This is a genomic window from Chryseomicrobium sp. FSL W7-1435 (genome assembly GCF_038595005.1).
Taxonomy (GTDB): Bacteria; Bacillota; Bacilli; order Bacillales_A; family Planococcaceae; genus Chryseomicrobium.
Genome location: NZ_CP151997.1, coordinates 1,194,644 through 1,211,248, shown reverse-complemented (window position 1 = coordinate 1,211,248; position 16,605 = coordinate 1,194,644). Strand labels below are relative to the sequence as shown.

11 protein-coding genes, 1 other RNA gene and 1 pseudogene are annotated in these 16,605 nt (G+C 42.5%); 1 reads left to right on the top strand and 12 read right to left on the bottom strand.

The window, feature by feature from the left end:
• Positions 1–578: 578 nt before the first annotated feature.
• Positions 579–674: pseudogene (locus tag MKY84_RS06125) on the bottom strand (hypothetical protein); the annotation flags it as partial.
• A 223-nt stretch (positions 675–897) separates the two neighbouring features.
• Between MKY84_RS06125 and MKY84_RS06120 the strand changes: the two are divergent.
• Positions 898–2,808 carry an AAA family ATPase gene (locus MKY84_RS06120; protein WP_342528515.1) on the top strand — a complete coding sequence of 637 codons (1,911 nt, stop codon included), beginning with the start codon at positions 898–900 and terminating at the stop codon, positions 2,806–2,808.
• 1,031 nt (positions 2,809–3,839) lie between these two features.
• Here the strand turns inward: MKY84_RS06120 and ssrA are convergent.
• From ssrA to MKY84_RS06065, 11 genes are all read right to left on the bottom strand, one after another.
• Positions 3,840–4,194, bottom strand: a transfer-messenger RNA (tmRNA) gene (gene ssrA, locus MKY84_RS06115).
• 69 nt (positions 4,195–4,263) lie between these two features.
• Positions 4,264–4,731: an SsrA-binding protein SmpB gene (smpB, locus tag MKY84_RS06110; protein ID WP_342528513.1), complete on the bottom strand. Its 468-nt coding sequence runs from the start codon at positions 4,729–4,731 to the stop codon at positions 4,264–4,266.
• A 34-nt stretch (positions 4,732–4,765) separates the two neighbouring features.
• Positions 4,766–7,090: a ribonuclease R gene (gene rnr / locus MKY84_RS06105; protein ID WP_342528512.1), complete on the bottom strand. Its 2,325-nt coding sequence runs from the start codon at positions 7,088–7,090 to the stop codon at positions 4,766–4,768.
• A 43-nt stretch (positions 7,091–7,133) separates the two neighbouring features.
• On the bottom strand, positions 7,134–7,880 hold the full coding sequence (locus MKY84_RS06100; protein WP_342528510.1) for a carboxylesterase: 747 nt from the start codon (positions 7,878–7,880) through the stop codon (positions 7,134–7,136).
• A 255-nt stretch (positions 7,881–8,135) separates the two neighbouring features.
• The gene (gene secG / locus MKY84_RS06095; protein WP_094942280.1) at positions 8,136–8,363 is read right to left on the bottom strand and encodes a preprotein translocase subunit SecG; all 228 of its coding nucleotides are present in this window, start codon (positions 8,361–8,363) and stop codon (positions 8,136–8,138) included.
• 79 nt (positions 8,364–8,442) lie between these two features.
• The gene (gene eno, locus MKY84_RS06090) at positions 8,443–9,738 is read right to left on the bottom strand and encodes a phosphopyruvate hydratase (protein WP_342528508.1); all 1,296 of its coding nucleotides are present in this window, start codon (positions 9,736–9,738) and stop codon (positions 8,443–8,445) included.
• Positions 9,738–11,276, bottom strand: a complete 1,539-nt coding sequence (gpmI, locus tag MKY84_RS06085) for a 2,3-bisphosphoglycerate-independent phosphoglycerate mutase (RefSeq protein ID WP_342528507.1) — start codon at positions 11,274–11,276, stop codon at positions 9,738–9,740. The genes eno and gpmI overlap by 1 nt, the downstream gene beginning before the upstream one ends.
• Positions 11,273–12,031, bottom strand: coding sequence for a triose-phosphate isomerase (gene tpiA / locus MKY84_RS06080; protein ID WP_342528506.1), 759 nt, complete (start codon positions 12,029–12,031; stop codon positions 11,273–11,275). Before tpiA ends, gpmI begins: the two co-directional genes overlap by 4 nt.
• A gap of 11 nt (positions 12,032–12,042) precedes the next feature.
• Complete coding sequence (locus MKY84_RS06075; RefSeq protein WP_342528505.1) at positions 12,043–13,230, bottom strand: phosphoglycerate kinase; 1,188 nt, start codon at positions 13,228–13,230, stop codon at positions 12,043–12,045.
• A 123-nt stretch (positions 13,231–13,353) separates the two neighbouring features.
• Positions 13,354–14,361 (bottom strand): type I glyceraldehyde-3-phosphate dehydrogenase, encoded by a 1,008-nt coding sequence (gene gap / locus MKY84_RS06070; RefSeq protein ID WP_342528503.1) that lies wholly within the window; start codon positions 14,359–14,361, stop codon positions 13,354–13,356.
• Between the two features lie 12 nt (positions 14,362–14,373).
• Entirely contained in the window at positions 14,374–15,402 is a 1,029-nt protein-coding gene (locus MKY84_RS06065; RefSeq protein ID WP_342528501.1) for a sugar-binding domain-containing protein, read from the bottom strand.
• Positions 15,403–16,605: the final 1,203 nt, after the last annotated feature.

The window sequence follows — 16,605 nt, the reverse complement described above, 5'->3', positions numbered from 1 at the left end:
TGGGACATAATTAAATCAGCAAGTTCTCTAAGGTGAATTCCAGAGAATTTGCTGATTTAATTTGCTTTGAGTTCCGTTTCGGGGCTGCGTTCCGCGGGCGCGTCGTGAGTCTCCTCGTCGCAAGCTCCTGCGGGGTCTCACGTTCCGACTTTTGATCCCACTGGAGTCAACCCCTACACTCCACTCAACTTTCTCACTAATTGAGCTCTATTATTATATTTTGTCCCAACCTCTTTGTGGAAGTTTATACTTCCGGGTTATAAACGATTGATCACAGCTATGATAAGCTACTGAAAAATGTAGACGGCGGTATTTGAACCCGCGTCCAAAAACTCTAATACTTGAGCTTCTACACGTTTAGCTTACCTACTGAAGTTCGTCCAATCCTTTGCCGTCCTTAGATTCGCAAAGGTTTGTGCCGCTTCCAAAATTTTTATTTAACAGATTTTCTTACTAGGGAGTATTACATATTTACGAACTTGGTTCAAAGACCTTCTGGCTATTAATATATATCAATTGATTTCAAAATAAATATGAAATCAGTTAAATCTTTAGATTCCCTTACTTTCCACCAACAATTATTCCCACTCAATCGTCGCTGGTGTTTTACTTGTAATGTCATAAAATACTCGATTAATATGTGGAATTTCATTGACGATAACCCTTGATATTACGACTTTCTAAAACAAAAATTGTAAAATTATTTACGCTATGTTTGGAATTCATAGTAGAAGATCATTGGGCTATTTTCAATTAAAGCAAGGGATTAATCAAAGACAATTATCTATTTTCTAGATATCCCTCTTTAAAAAAACATATTTTTACAATTTTAGCAGGATAATTTTTATGAATGTCGAATTTCTTAAATTGTAATACTAATTACAGAGGAGCAATGAAATGAGAATAAAAGAATTTACTATTAAAAATTTCAAAAATGTTGGTTATCGAGAACCTTGTACTCTAACTTTTCCGAGAGTTGACGGTGAAGGAGCGTCTGACTTCATTACAATCATAGGAGAAAATAATATTGGTAAATCATCTATACTTGAAGCCCTAAAGTTATTCCTTCCAGAAACAGATATACCTAATATTCCTTCAATTAATATGTTTTCCTTTAAAAGAGAACCCGTTAATACAACTGAATATATGGAGATATTAGTTGTTTTTGATGATTTTAATGACTTAGACAGAGGAAATAGGTTTATTAAACCATATATTTTTAATGGGGAAATGAAAATACGCCGAATTTGGTCTAATTCCACGGTAAAGGACAGTGATGTTCCCTTTGAAGTATTTATTCCTAACCGCTCTATATCAGAAATTAACATGGACGGTATTTGGAACGCTCGAATTTTTGCTGAAGTTTCTCCTGCACTTATTGAGCAATATAATTCATATTGTGCAGATCGAGAAATATCGAATGGAACAATAGTAAAACCCAAAAAAGCTGACTTTACAGAATATGTTTTCCTTAATAATTCTGATCTGATAACTGAAGGCGAACCGGAGTGGATGAAAAACCCCAATGGGTTCTCTTCAAATTTACGATCTATTATGCCTAAAGTAATCTATGTCCCAGCAGTCAAATTAATTGATGATGAAGCAGATGCAAATAAAAATAAATCGGCAGCAAACCAAATTGCCGCAGCCTTATTTGAAAATCACTTGAATCAAACGCCAGAAATCGAAAATTTCAAGTCATCTCTAACAGCATTAAAAAATATATTCAATAATGAAACTCGTCATGCTGAAGTACAGAATTTGGAAGGGAAAATAAGTCGTAAGTTACAACGGTTATTAGATGTCGAAGCAAGTGTTGATTTTAATATTCCAGAGGTAATGGAAAAGCTCCACTTAAACTCCAATATATTACTAAAGTATAATAATCTTATTACTAGCCCTAGCCAGCAAGGTAACGGGGTTCAACGCATGCTAATATTATCGCTTTTGGAACTTATGGCAGAACAGTTAACTCAAAATAACTTGGACAATGATGACACAACCCAAGAGTGGAAGAGAAGCTTCTTATTCTTAATTGAAGAACCTGAAATATATCTGCATCCACATCTCCAACGCAAAATGCGAGATTCATTAGTCGAGATTTCAAAACACAGTTTGGCACAAGTTGTTTGTACATCACACTCTGAAAATTTCATAGATTTAGCGGATAGACATCAAGGTACTGTTGTTATGCAAAAACTAGATGACCTTTCATCAAAGATTATTCAAGTAAACGAAAATATATATAATGGAGAATCCGCTGCAGAGAAACGTAACAGAATGAGAATGTTATTAAATTTCAATACTGCCACATTAGAAGCATTTTTTGCTAAGAGGGTAGTCCTTGTTGAGGGTGATTGTGAAGTTGCCAGTATTACTGCCATAAAAAACAAATTACAAGAACTGCATCCTGACAAAGCAGATGCTTTAGAACGATTTTTGCGAGAAGTGTCAGTAATACCATGCAATGGCAAATTGACACAAAAAGCTTACTATGAGGTATTGGAACACTTCGGCATTCAAGCTTATTTAATACATGACTTAGACAACATACCCTTTGATGAAGGAAGCAACAATAATATCTTAGAAACCATTGGTAGTGAGGAGTTTCGCCTCACACACGAACCTAACTTCGAAGGATTCATTTTCGAGGAAACATGGTTACAGGACAAGCCTTGGAAGGCTACAAAACTAATAAATAATGAATTTAATCAGTATCAAGAAAAGCTTCTTCGTTTTTTTAAATTCGTTATTGGTGAGGAAAACTTTAACTCATTAGAGATAAATGAGGCTTTTCAAACAGGTTAAATCGCTAAAGCCTCCTCCTATGTTAATGGAAGTGACTTTATTCTATTATTACAACCAATATATTATCAGGTTAAGTTGAGCTATCGTATTACTCAATTCATTAATATGGTGGGAAAATTAGTGAGACTAATACTTTAGTTGCCCTTATGTTGAGGAAAACAGTTCTACATCTACCCAATTTTAGGAATTAGCATAGGTCCATTCTTCAAATTATATAGTGAAAAAACATGGAACTTTTGCTAGTATTTATAATAAGTGTTGAGGTGTCACGCTTTAGGGTGTGAATGAGGAATTATAAGGGCGTTTGTATTAAGGTAATGGAGTAGGCACGAGGAGAAATATGCAAAGAATCTGTAAAACTTCTTTATTTGTCGTTATACTGCTGTTTTTAAGTATGATGATGATGGTGGTCGGCGTGCAATTATATTCATTTTATTCTGAAAAGCCAGCTTGTATTAGGTACTCTGCGTCGTATAGCAAAGTAGACATTACTCTGTCTTCGATGAAGTCGTGTCCACTCGGAACCACTAAAAAGTAGAGTACAAAAATAAGGAGTACAAACCTACCTTTTCCCCTGTCTTGGGGGGTTTTCTATTTTTAAATCTATAAACATGTTGATTTATGGGAAAAAAGGTACCTGTGCATGAAACAATTCAACACAATTTGTATACACGAATTATAAAGCTTGCTGTTACAAGTTTCTTTCTTTATATTTATAGAATTGTAGTGAATAGACTGAGTAATGTGGTGCACAGGTATCCAAGAGGTATATTATTGATCCGGAGCCTGTCACAGCCACAATTCTAAATCGGCAGCTGAAGAGCCACACTTCTTCGACTTCGTCTCGAACTGAGTCTCATCAACTACCAGAATTGAGTCTAAAACAGGCACCTCACCCACGGGGTCTTTTCTTCTGGAGGAGTTTTTATGAAAAAGAAAAAGCCTCCCAATCTCAATGAGATTAGAAGGCTTTTTTGGAAGATGATACTTCCGGTTATAAACCATTGAACCTTGCCACACAAGCAAGATTCGAATGGAGACGGCGGGATTTGAACCCGCGTCCAGAAACTCTAATACTTGAGCTTCTACGCGTGTAGCTTACCTACTGAATTTCGTCCGATCCTTTGCCGATAAGCAGGCGTTAGATGGACTAGTCCGAAAATCTCTTGCAACTGACTCAGACTGCACCAGTTACCGTATCCCACTGAGAGTGAGCTCTACATAGCCACATGGGCGATGGGTACATAGAGCAGATTCACGCTATTAAGCAGCGAATGCTAGGTTGTTGTTTGTTTTGCCTGTTATTATAGGTTCCGTTTTTACAGAGCCGAGCCTCTGACGCGCCACCCAAGCTCAGACCATTCCTGTCGAATCCATAACGTCCCCGATATGGAAATAAGTGAACTTGGTTGTTCCCTATTAGTATATATCAGAGAAGGTCAAACTTCAACTGATTTACTGATTCCGTGCTTTGAAAGCTCGCTCAATCTCACGCTTCGCTTCCTTCTTCTTCATATCGCTGCGCTTGTCGTAGTCTTTCTTTCCTTTACCAAGACCGATCAGTACTTTGGCGTAGCCATTCTTCACATACATCTTCAACGGAATGACGGTAAATCCATCACGCTTTGTCTTGCCAATCAGTTCGGCAATCTGTTTTTTGTGAAGGAGCAACTTGCGCACGCGAAGTGGATCATGATTGAACCGGTTCCCTTGCTCATAAGGGCTGATGTGCATATTTGAAATCCAGGCTTCATTGTTACGGATTCGAATGAACGCGTCTTTCAATTGAACTCGACCATTTCGAATCGACTTGATCTCCGTCCCTTGCAGAACAATACCGGCTTCCATCGTGTCTTCGATGAAATAATCATGAGAGGCCTTTTTGTTTTGTGCGAGTACTTTGTCATCGTGTTTTTTTGCCATCTCATTCACCTACTAGAGGGAGGCTGTGGCCTCCCTATTTTTTTCGTTTCTTTTTCTTTTTCTTGGCTACATCTTCAAAGAATTGCTTCTTTTGTGATGGTCTGCCTTTTGCACCTGACTTGCCTTTGTCGTCTTTCTCACGCTTGCCACCACGGTCAGGCTGCTTTGCAGAGCGACCCGCAATGATGACTTTCGGTGTCTGACGACGTTCGCGTCCAGCTGCTTTAACCATACCCACGACTTCAAAATCAATAGATGATTCTTCGACCGTTACATTGGTTACTTTGACTTTGACTTCATCCCCTAAACGGAATTCACGACCTGTGCGTTCACCACGCATGATCATTTGACGGTCATCAAAGTTGTAGTAGTCATCGGATAAGTTCGTTACATGGATCAAGCCTTCGATTGTGTTTGGCAATTCTACAAAGATCCCAAAGTTCGTGACCGAGCTCACGATACCTTCGAACTCTTCGCCAATCTTATCAACCATGAATTGTGCTTTTTTCAATGCTTCGACATCACGTTCTGCATCCACTGCACGACGCTCCATTTTAGAGGCATGCTCGGCAATATCGCCTAAGTTAGCTGACCAATGCGCAATCGTTGATTGAGACAAGTCGTCCTTGATTAAATACGTACGAATCAATCGGTGCACGATAAGATCTGGGTAACGTCGAATCGGTGATGTAAAATGCGTGTAATACTCTGTCGAAAGACCAAAGTGTCCTAAGCATTCTGGATCGTATTTTGCTTGTTGCAGGGAGCGAAGAAGCATCGTCGAGATGACAGGTTCTTCTGGTAAGCCAGAAATTGACTCAATGATTTCTTGCAGGGCTTTTGGGTGAATGTCGTTGCTAGAGCCCTTGACAACCAATCCAAATGACGTTAAGAATTCGAAGAAACGTTGTAACTTCTCAGGCTTTGGATCTTCGTGGATACGGTACATAAACGGTACATCCATCCACTTGAAGTGTTGCGCCACTGTTTCATTGGCAGCTAGCATGAATTCTTCAATCAACTTCTCTGCAACTGTGCGGTCACGGTTGACGATTTCTGTCGGCCAGCCCTCTTCGTTCACTAAAATCTTCGCTTCTGGGAAGTCAAAGTCAATTGCACCACGTTGTTCTCGTTTTCCGCGAAGAACAGCAGCAAGTTCTGCCATCAGTTCAAACATCGGAACGAGTGATTCGTAACGCGTGCGAAGTTCTTGGTCATTCTCTTCTAAAATTAAATACACATCGCGGTACGTCATGCGTTCCGTTGTGTTGATGATACTCTCAAAAATCTCATGTTTGACGACTTGCCCTTGTGAGTCAATTTCCATCACACAAGACAAGGTTAAGCGGTCGACTTGTGGGTTCAATGAACAGATTCCGTTAGACAGTCGGTGAGGCAACATAGGAATAACACGGTCAGCTAAATAAACGCTTGTCCCGCGGTCTAATGCTTCCACGTCGATGGCCGAATGCTCTGTCACATAGTGACTGACGTCAGCAATATGTACCGAAAGTTCATAATTGCCATTGTCTAGCTTTTTGACAGCGACTGCATCATCTAAATCCTTAGCGTCTGCACCGTCAATCGTAACGATGACTTCTTCACGTAAATCGCGACGTCCTTCGATATCTGCAGGGTCCACGACATCTCCCGTAGATTCTGCTTGTTCTAATACATCTTCTGGGAACTCAGTTGGAATGCCGTGTTTGTGAATAATCGAAAGGATATCCACACCCGGGTCATTCTTGTGGCCAAGAATTTGTGAAATCTTACCGGATGCTGAATTGCGTCCTGATGGCCAATCGGTAATTTCAACGATTACTTTGTGGCCTTCTGCAGCGCCTAGCGTATCGCCTTTAGCGACAAAAATATCCATTGGAAGCTTCTTGTCATCCGGAATAACAAAGCCGTAGCCTTTATTGTCTTGGAAGGTCCCGACTATGCGGTCCAGTCCACGCTTTGTAATTTTAATGATGGCGCCTTCTCGGCGGTCTCCTGATGAAGAGGAGGACACACGTACGAGAACCATGTCCCCGTTGAATGCCCCATTAATTTCAGTCGGTGGAATGAAAATATCATCCATCCCTTCTTCTTCTGGTGCTACGAAACCAAAACCACGTGCGTGGCCGATAAACTTTCCGGCGATCAAATTCATGCGTTCTGGTACACCATAGCGATTGGAGCGAGAGCGCACAATTTTGCCGTTCTCTTCTAGACGAACAAGCGTCTTAACGAACTCTTTGAAGTCGTCAGCATCGTCGATTTGAAAATGCGCTTCGAGTTCTTTAGTAGTTAATGGTTTATACGTGTCGTCTCTCATCAAGTCCACTATCATTTGTTCTAATTGTTGTGAATCCATATAGGTCCCTCCTTTGTCTTACTATTTCCTAAAACGCGCTGCATTACTCGTGCCAATCCAATTTATTTAAAAATTCCAGGATGTCTTCGTGTAACTGCTCTTTTTCTTGGTCCAGCGTAATGACATGACCTGATTTTTCATACCACTTGATTTGCTTGTCAGTGGACTCTGCTGTGTCGTGGATGATGTTAGCTGAGTTGGTGTCGATGACATTGTCTAAACGTCCCTGTACGACGAATAATGGCGCATAGACGTGATCCACTAATCCACGCACATCCTTGATGAGTTGTTGTAGCTCTGGCAATGTTTGCATGGGTGTCTGGCGAATTGCTTCGACCTCTTGTTCAATCACTGCTGGCTCTTTGCCCTCATATTTTTTATATTCGCGGGCATAGCCGAGAACTCCTTCAAACATCAGCTCTGTCGTTTTCATGGTCATTGGGGCGCACATTGTGACAACGCCTTTCACCGGCATTTCAGATGCGACTTTTAGTGAAAACACACCGCCAAGCGATAGTCCTGCGACCGCAATTTCCTCATAGCCTTTATCTTTTAACTCTTGATAGGCACCTAGAACGTCTTGCCACCAATCGGCTGGACCTGTTTCAATCAATTGTTCAGGCGGCACACCATGACCTTTGTAGTGCGGGGCAATAGATGTGTAGCCATTCTTTTCGAGGAAGCGACCGAGCATTCTGACATCTGCTGAGTTCCCTGTAAAGCCGTGAAGCAATAACACTGCACGTTTTCCTGCTTCAAAGAAAAACGGCTTTGGTGTAGAAATACGCATGTTATACCCTCCACTTTAGATTAGAAAATTGAGCTCCGTTACGGGGCTGCTTTCCGAGGGCGCGGCGTGAGCCTCCTCGTCGCAAGCTCCTGCGGGGTCTCGCGTTCCGACTTTAATCCCACTGGAGTCAGCCCCTCCACTCCACTCAATTTTTTTAAATAGATCCCTTAGGAAATGGTGACCTGCCCGTAAGGAGTTCCCCAAATTTGCAAAAAACGCCCAACCACATTAATGCGGTCAGGCGATTAAGAACATTTATAGTTTCATAACAGCAATCGTTAAAACAAAGAATAGTACAGAAAGTACAATTGTTGCACGATGTAAGACTAATTCCATCCCACGTGCTTTTTGTTTTCCAAACAGTTGCTCTGCTCCACCAGAGATGGCTCCAGATAACCCGGCACTTTTCCCTGATTGCAATAACACAACTACGATTAATGCTAGCGATACGATGACAAGTAATGTCAATAGAAACGCGTGCATTCACTCCACCTCCTGATCAGAACATAGACAACAGAGTTAATTTTATCAGACTTCTCAGGTAGTGACAAGCTGACCTGTGTTATTTTTTCAAATTATAGAATGTTTCGCGCCCTAAATATTCAGCTGTAGAATCGAGCATATCCTCAATACGAAGAAGCTGGTTGTATTTTGCTACACGATCCGAACGTGATGGTGCACCCGTTTTGATCTGTCCAGCATTTGCAGCTACTGCGATGTCCGCAATCGTTACGTCTTCAGACTCGCCTGAACGGTGAGAGATTACAGCTGTATAACCAGCACGTTTTGCCATCTCGATTGCTTCAAACGTTTCTGTTAATGTACCGATTTGGTTTACTTTGATAAGGATTGAGTTCGCAATACCTTTGTCAATTCCATCTTTCAATTTCTTCGTGTTTGTAACGAACAGATCGTCACCCACAAGTTGTACTTTTTGGCCGATACGTTCTGTTAATAGCTTGAAGCCATCCCAGTCGTTTTCGTCCAGTCCATCTTCGATTGAGATGATTGGGTATTTATTGCAAAGCTCTTCGTAGAAATCAACCATTTCAGCAGATGTTTTCACGACGCCTTCACCTGATAAGTGGTACTTGCCATCTTCTTTGTTAAATAGTTCAGAAGCTGCTACGTCCATTGCAAGAAGAACTTCTTCGCCAGGCTTGTAACCTGCGTTTTCAATTGCTTCCATGATCGTTACAAGTGCTTCTTCATTGGATTTCAAGTTTGGTGCGAAACCACCCTCATCACCAACAGCTGTGTTCAAGCCGCGCTCTTTAAGAACCGCTTTTAAGCTGTGGAAGATTTCTGCGCCCATGCGAAGTGCTTGGCGGAATGATTCAGCGCCTACTGGCATAACCATGAATTCTTGAATATCCACGTTGTTGTCTGCGTGCTCTCCACCGTTCAAGATGTTCATCATTGGAACAGGAAGTTGCTTGGCGTTGAAACCACCTAGGTATTGATAAAGTGGCATATCTAAGTAGTCTGCTGCAGCGTGAGCTACGGCCATGGAAACACCCAAGATTGCGTTAGCACCGAGGTTCCCTTTATTTTCTGTACCATCAAGTTCGATTAACGCTTGGTCAATGGCAACTTGGTCAAGTACTGTATAGTTTTCTTCTAATTCATCAGCAATTACTGTATTTACGTGTTCGACTGCTTTTTGAACACCTTTACCTAAATAACGGCTTTTGTCGCCATCACGCAATTCTACTGCTTCATACTCTCCAGTAGATGCGCCTGAAGGAACGATTGCACGGCCAAAAGCACCGCTTTCCGTGAATACTTCTACTTCAATTGTTGGGTTACCACGTGAATCAAGGACCTCACGAGCAAATACGTCTGTAATAATTGGCATTATCGTCTCTCCATTTCAAGTAAAGTTTTTCCTGTCATGTCGACAGGTTGTTCAATCCCCATTAAGTCTAGCATAGTTGGGGCTAAATCGGCTAAAATTCCGTTGCTGCGAAGTGTTGTTTCGGGACGCGTAACAATGACTGGAACCGGATTGGTCGTGTGCGCAGTCATCGGATTTCCTTCGACTGTAAGGACTTCGTCTGCATTACCATGATCGGCTGTAATAATGGCTTCTCCGCCTTTTGCAAGAATGGCATCAACAACACGGCCAAGGCAAACATCCACTGCTTCAATTGCCTGGATAGTTGGCTCAAGCATTCCGCTATGCCCTACCATGTCCGGGTTGGCAAAGTTGAGAAGAATGGCATCAAACTGATCATTTTCAATGGCGGCTACTAATGCGTCCGTCACTTCAAAAGCACTCATTTCTGGCTGAAGGTCATACGTTGCCACTTTGGGTGAGTTAATCAAAATGCGACTCTCGCCTTCAAATTCTTCATGGCGACCACCACTCATGAAAAATGTTACGTGAGGATACTTTTCAGTTTCCGCAATACGAAGTTGCAACTTGCCATGTGCGGCAAGCACTTCACCCACCGTGTTTTTCAAATCTTGTTTCGCGTAGGCAATCGCACCCATAACATCGTCATTGTATTCCGTGAAGGATACGAATGGCAGATGGGCAGGATGATTGAGACTACGTGGAAACGAGTCGAATGCTGGGTTTGTCAACGCAAATGCTAGTTGAATCGCACGGTCTGGACGGAAGTTGAAGAAGATGACCCCATCGCCGTCTTCGATAACAGCTTTTGGTCCTTCGTCAGTTCCAATGACGAATGGTTTGACAAATTCATCTACGATTTTCTCTTCGTAAGACGCTTGAATTCCTGAAATGGCATCCGCATAGCGAGGACCATTCCCAGCTACGATCGCATCATAAGCAAGCTGAACACGTTCCCATCTACGATCACGGTCCATCGCATAGTAGCGACCGCTAATAGAGGCAAACGAGCCGTAGTGCAATTCTTGCATCACGCGTTCTGTCTCTTCGATATAGGGAATGGCAGTTGCCGGTCCTACATCGCGACCATCTAAGAAACCATGAACAAAAGTTTCGCTTACGCCCTGATCTTTCGCCAGCTGAAGTAGCGCATGCAAATGTTTGTAGTGACTATGTACGCCACCGTCTGAAAGCAGCCCCATCACATGCAAGCGACCATTCGCAACTTTCACTTGGTTAAAAAGTTCTAGAAACTGTTCGTTGGTAAAGAAATCGCCGTCACGAATAGATTTGTTGATGCGCGTCAAGCTCTGGTAGACAATACGTCCAGCGCCAATATTCAAGTGACCGACTTCTGAATTGCCCATCTGCCCTTCCGGAAGACCGACTGCTTCTCCAGAAGCCGTCAGTTCTGCATGAGGAAACTGGTTCCAGTAGCGATCAAAGTTTGGTTTTTTTGCTTGAGCGACAGCATTTCCTAGTGTTTCAGAACGACAAGCAAATCCATCTAAAATAATTAAGGCAGTTGGCTTTCTCATTTCTGAGCCGCCTCCACTAGTTGTAGGAACGAGTCTGCTTCAAGACTTGCGCCCCCAACTAAAGCACCGTCAATATCGTCTTTGCCTAACAGTTCTTCGATGTTCGCCGGTTTTACACTTCCTCCGTAAAGAATGCGCGTTGCGTTAGCCGCTTCTTCTCCGTGAAGATCTAAAAGTGTTTCGCGAATTGCCTGGCATACTTGGTTAGCATCGTCTGCCGTAGCAGTTTTGCCTGTCCCGATTGCCCAGATTGGTTCGTAAGCTACCACTGTTTTCTCGACTTGTTCTTCAGTTAAGCCTTCAAATGCTTCTGCAACTTGTTTGGAAACGACTGCTTCTGTTTCAGATGCTTCACGTTGCTCTAAGCTTTCACCCACACAAACGATTGGTGTCAAGCCAAGATCAAGTGCCGCTTTTGTTTTCAAATTAACGCTTTCGTCTGTTTCATTGAAATATTGGCGACGTTCTGAATGGCCAATGATGACATGAGTCAGCCCAGCATCTTTTAACATCGTGCCGCTGATTTCTCCTGTAAAGGCGCCTTCTTGCTCTTGGTGCATGTTTTGAGCACCAATATGGATAGACGAGCCTTTAGCTGCTTCTACTAAAGCGGGAAGCTGTAGAAACGGTGCACAGATAACTGCTTCAACTTTTTCTGAATCAACAGTTGCAGAAGCTACTGAATTCCAAAAATCATGGGCCTCTCCAACTGTTTTGAACATTTTCCAATTTCCTGCAATGACAGGTTTACGCATAGTAGTTCCCCCTATTCTTTATCGTGAAGTGCTGAAACTCCTGGAAGTTCCTTGCCTTCCATAAATTCTAATGAAGCGCCACCACCTGTAGAAATGTGGTCCATTTTATCAGCTACATCGAATAGCTCAACTGCCGCTGCAGAGTCGCCTCCACCGATGACTGTGTAACCAACCGTTTCTGCCATAGCGGCTGCTACTGCACGAGTTCCTTTTGAGAAAGGCTCCATTTCAAACACACCCATAGGGCCATTCCAAATGATCAACTTGCTGTCCTTGATAATCGAAGCGTACTTTTCAGCCGTTTTAGGACCGATGTCCAGTCCCATCCAATCAGCCGGAATAGCGTCTGAAGAAACTACTTTTGTTTCCGTTTCTGCAGAGAATTCCTGTGCGATCACAGCGTCTTCTGGCAGGTGCAACTGTACGCCTTTTTCTTTCGCTTTTTCGATAAAGGAATTAGCAAGGTCCAATTTGTCTTCTTCTAATAGAGAAGTACCGATTTCATGCCCTTGCGCTTTTAAGAATGTATACGATAGTCCACCACCGATAATCAAGTGATCAACTTTTTCAAGTAAGTTTTCAATAACCCCAATCTTGTCTTTTACTTTAGCTCCACCAATGATCGCTGTGAAGGGACGCTCTGGCTCAGACAATGCTTTGCCTAAAACATCTAATTCTTTTTCAAGAAGCAATCCTGCAACAGCTGGTAAGTGCTTGGCAATACCTGCAGTCGTTGCATGGGCACGGTGGGCAGCTCCAAAAGCATCATTGACGAATACATCTGCAAGCTCTGCAAATTGCTCTGCAAGCTCTGCATCATTTTTCTCTTCGCCTGCATGGAAACGAACGTTTTCAAGAAGAACGACATCGCCGTCTTTCATGTTGTCGATTTCCGCTTTGACAGCTTCGCCTACAGATTCATCTAATTTTGTAACGGGACGGTCTAACAGTTCACTTAAACGATCTCCTGCCGCTGTCAAACGTAGCTCTTCATTGACTTGTCCTTTAGGACGCCCTAAATGGCTTGCCAAAATGACGCGTGCCCCTTTTTCTATCAACTCATTGATAGTCGGTAACGCCGCACGGATGCGTGTGTCATCTGTAATTTTCCCATCTTTCATCGGTACATTAAAGTCGACGCGGCAAAATACTCGTTTGCCTGATAAGTCTACGTCTTTCATTGTTTTCTTCGCTAGCATGTAAAAACCTCCCATGATATGGTGACTACTTTTACCGGGCAAATAAAAAGAGTAAGGGTAGCCCTTACTCTTTGTTACCCTCTGCTCTTATTATAGAGGTTCAAGTGCATTCCTGCACGGATATTAAAGACCTTTTGAAGCCATGAATACAGCAAGATCGATACAGCGAGCTGAGTAACCAGACTCGTTGTCATACCAAGATAATACTTTCACCATGTTGTCGCCGATTGCCATAGTTGAAGCAGCATCTACGATTGATGAATGTGTATTTCCGTTGTAGTCAGTTGAAACTAACTCAAGCTCTTGATATTCTAAGATACCTTTCAAATCGCCTTCAGCCGCTTCTTTCAATGCAGCGTTCAGTTCTTCGATAGTTACGTTTTTATCAAGCTCAGCCACGAAGTCAACTAGTGATACGTTTGGAGTTGGTACGCGTACTGCCATTCCATCAATTTTACCTTTTAGCATTGGAAGAACTTTACCTACTGCTGCTGCTGCACCAGTTGATGTTGGGATCATGTTCTCTGCTGCTGCACGTGCACGACGGTAGTCGCTGTGTGGCAAGTCAAGGATGCGTTGGTCATTTGTGTACGAGTGAATTGTTGTCATCATCCCACGTTTGATACCGAACTTGTCGTTTAGTACTTTCGCTACTGGAGATAGACAGTTAGTTGTACATGAAGCGTTTGATACGATGTTTTCGTTAGCTGCATCGTACTCTTCATGGTTAACGCCCATTACGTATGTTGGCATGCCGCCTTCACCTGGTGCAGAAACGATAACTTTTTTCGCGCCAGCATCAATGTGAGCTTGTGCACTTTCTGGTGAACGGAAGATACCTGTAGATTCGATTACGATGTCAACGCCAATTTCGCCCCATGGAAGTGCTGATGGATCTTTCTCAGCGTATACTTTGATTTTGCGGCCATCTACTAAGAAGCCGTCTTCTTCAGCGATTACTTCTGCATTTAGCGTGCCGTGAACTGTGTCGAATTTCAATAAGTGAGCAAGCATTGCTGCATTTGTTAAGTCATTTACTGCTACTACTTCTACTTGATCGTTCGTTAATGCCTCGCGGAATACTTTACGTCCAATACGTCCAAAACCGTTAATTGCTAATTTGATTGTCATTTAAATTTCCTCCTAGTGTGTAAGTGCTTGTATAAGTTGATCGGCAGCTCCTTCATCCGTGATTAACACGGTCTGCTTGGGTGCCTGTTGAAAATAAGATTCAAGAGCTTGTGCTTTTTGTGCGCCACCAGCTACAGCTACGATATAAGGAGTTTGCTCCAATTGCTCGAGCTGAACGCCTATCGTGCGAATTCGGTGAACGACTTGCCCCGTTGAGTTGAAATAATACCCGAATGCTTCACTAACCGCCTCATGTTGCTGTAAGTAGCGAAGTTCTTCACTACTCGAGCTTCGGCGACGTGCCATCTCGGTTGCATCGCCAATCCCATGAACGAGAATGGACATCTGCTCATAAAGGTCCATCATTTCTTGCACAAATGGTTCTTGCTTCATTGCGTCATATGAAGACTCACTTAGTCTGTCCGGAATATAGAGTGTTTTATACGAACCACTTAATTTTTCTGCGAACAAAGCCGCAATCGTGTTGGCTTGTAGCTGCACATCTTTTCCGATACCACCTCGCGCCGCGATAAATTGCAATTGCTTGAATTTAGTCGTTTGCGGTAGATGATCAGCAATCTTAGCAATCGTTGTACCTCCTGTAACGGCGGTAATCATATGAGAGTTCAAATGGCTGTAAATCCACCTGGCTGCTTCATCGGCAAGTAAAGTTTGGGATTGCTCTGATTCGTCACTGTTCCCAGCGACAATGTGTACTTCTTGTATGCCAAACAGTCGTTTTAGTTTGCTTTCTTTCTCATGTCTGCCAGACCATTCGTCCACCAAAACCTTTAACGAAACCAATGTGTGTTGTCCGGTTTCTGTGATTTCTGCTCCTTCTCGTGACACGTGAATAAGTCCTTGTGCACGGAGCTGGTCAAATTCTTTTCTTACTTCTCGTTCTGACAGCTTTAGAATATCCGCAATCGTTCGACGACCAATGCCTTTAGTTAAAGCAATTGTGTAGAGAATTTGATAGCGCTGTTGAAGCATGTCTTTCCATTCCGGCATCAATTGCAATTGTGCCTTGAGAATATCCAATCGGACACCTCCTGCTCTATCTGATGGGAACACTTTTGTCCCGATGTTAACTTTTTGTTCCCACCAGTGCAAAAAAAATAGTTCCTGCTCATTTATACTAATAGATTACCCGGGAATAATCAATTGTAAACACTTCAAATTTTTCAATTAAGAACAATTAGGAGCTTCTAATTGGCCTGATGCATCTTACGAAGGTTGTTTTTAAGTTCAAGTTAAAAATGATTAGAAACTTCTTCTGATCTGGATGCATCTTACGAAGCTTGCTTTTAAGTTCAAATTAAGAACGAAAAGGACTGAGCCAAAAGCTTCTTCTAATTCTAATGCATCTTACGAAGCTTGCTTTTAAGTTCGAAGTAAGAACGAAAAGGACTGGGCCAAAAGCTTCTTCTAATTCTAATGCATCTTACGAAGCTTGCTTTTAAGTCGAAGTAAGAACGAAAAGGACTGGGCCAAAAGCTTCTTCTAATCCTGATGCATCTTACGAAGCTTGCTTTTAAGTTCGAAGTAAGAACGAAAAGGACTGGGCCCGCTCTGTTCGAGCGGGCCCAGCGCGAATCTTCTTAGTTCGAGCTTACACAAGCTTCTCCAGTTGAATCTGGCTAGTTGAAGTTCTTTTTTTCAGGAAGTGGTGCCTTGCAAAGTTTTCGTGTCGGCTCTGCCTCTACCGGAGCAGCAACTTTCACAGCCTGCTCGAGTTTAAAAGTTAGAAAATCGCTGCGCTAACGCGAGGCTCGATTAAGGTTGTGAACATTCACAGTTTAGGTCAGCGAGATTGCTGCTAGAAATTGGGATGCCCTTCCAAATAGTGCCTGTCCCACAAAATATTCCAATGTAGTTTATGATTATGCGATACCCAACATAAGAATGAGGCCTTGCATTGCATATTTAGTGAATAGTCATGAATGTCAGAATCGTTTTTGGGACAGGCACCTAAAAGGAGTCTATCACTCATCAGAACCGATTTATCGTTCATCAGATTCAATTAATCGCTCATCAGGATTTTACTCGATCATCAAAACTGTTTAATCCTTCATCACAATCAATTTATCGCTCATCAGATTCGATTAATCGCTCATCATGGTTCTAGGCCACTCACTCAGTTAATTTGAAATCCCGGAAGCCAGGTTACCATTTCCCAGGCCAGCTGAGTTTCACCGAGACCCGGCAACGCAGCCGAAAGCGCTCTTCTTTCGGCTGACGTGG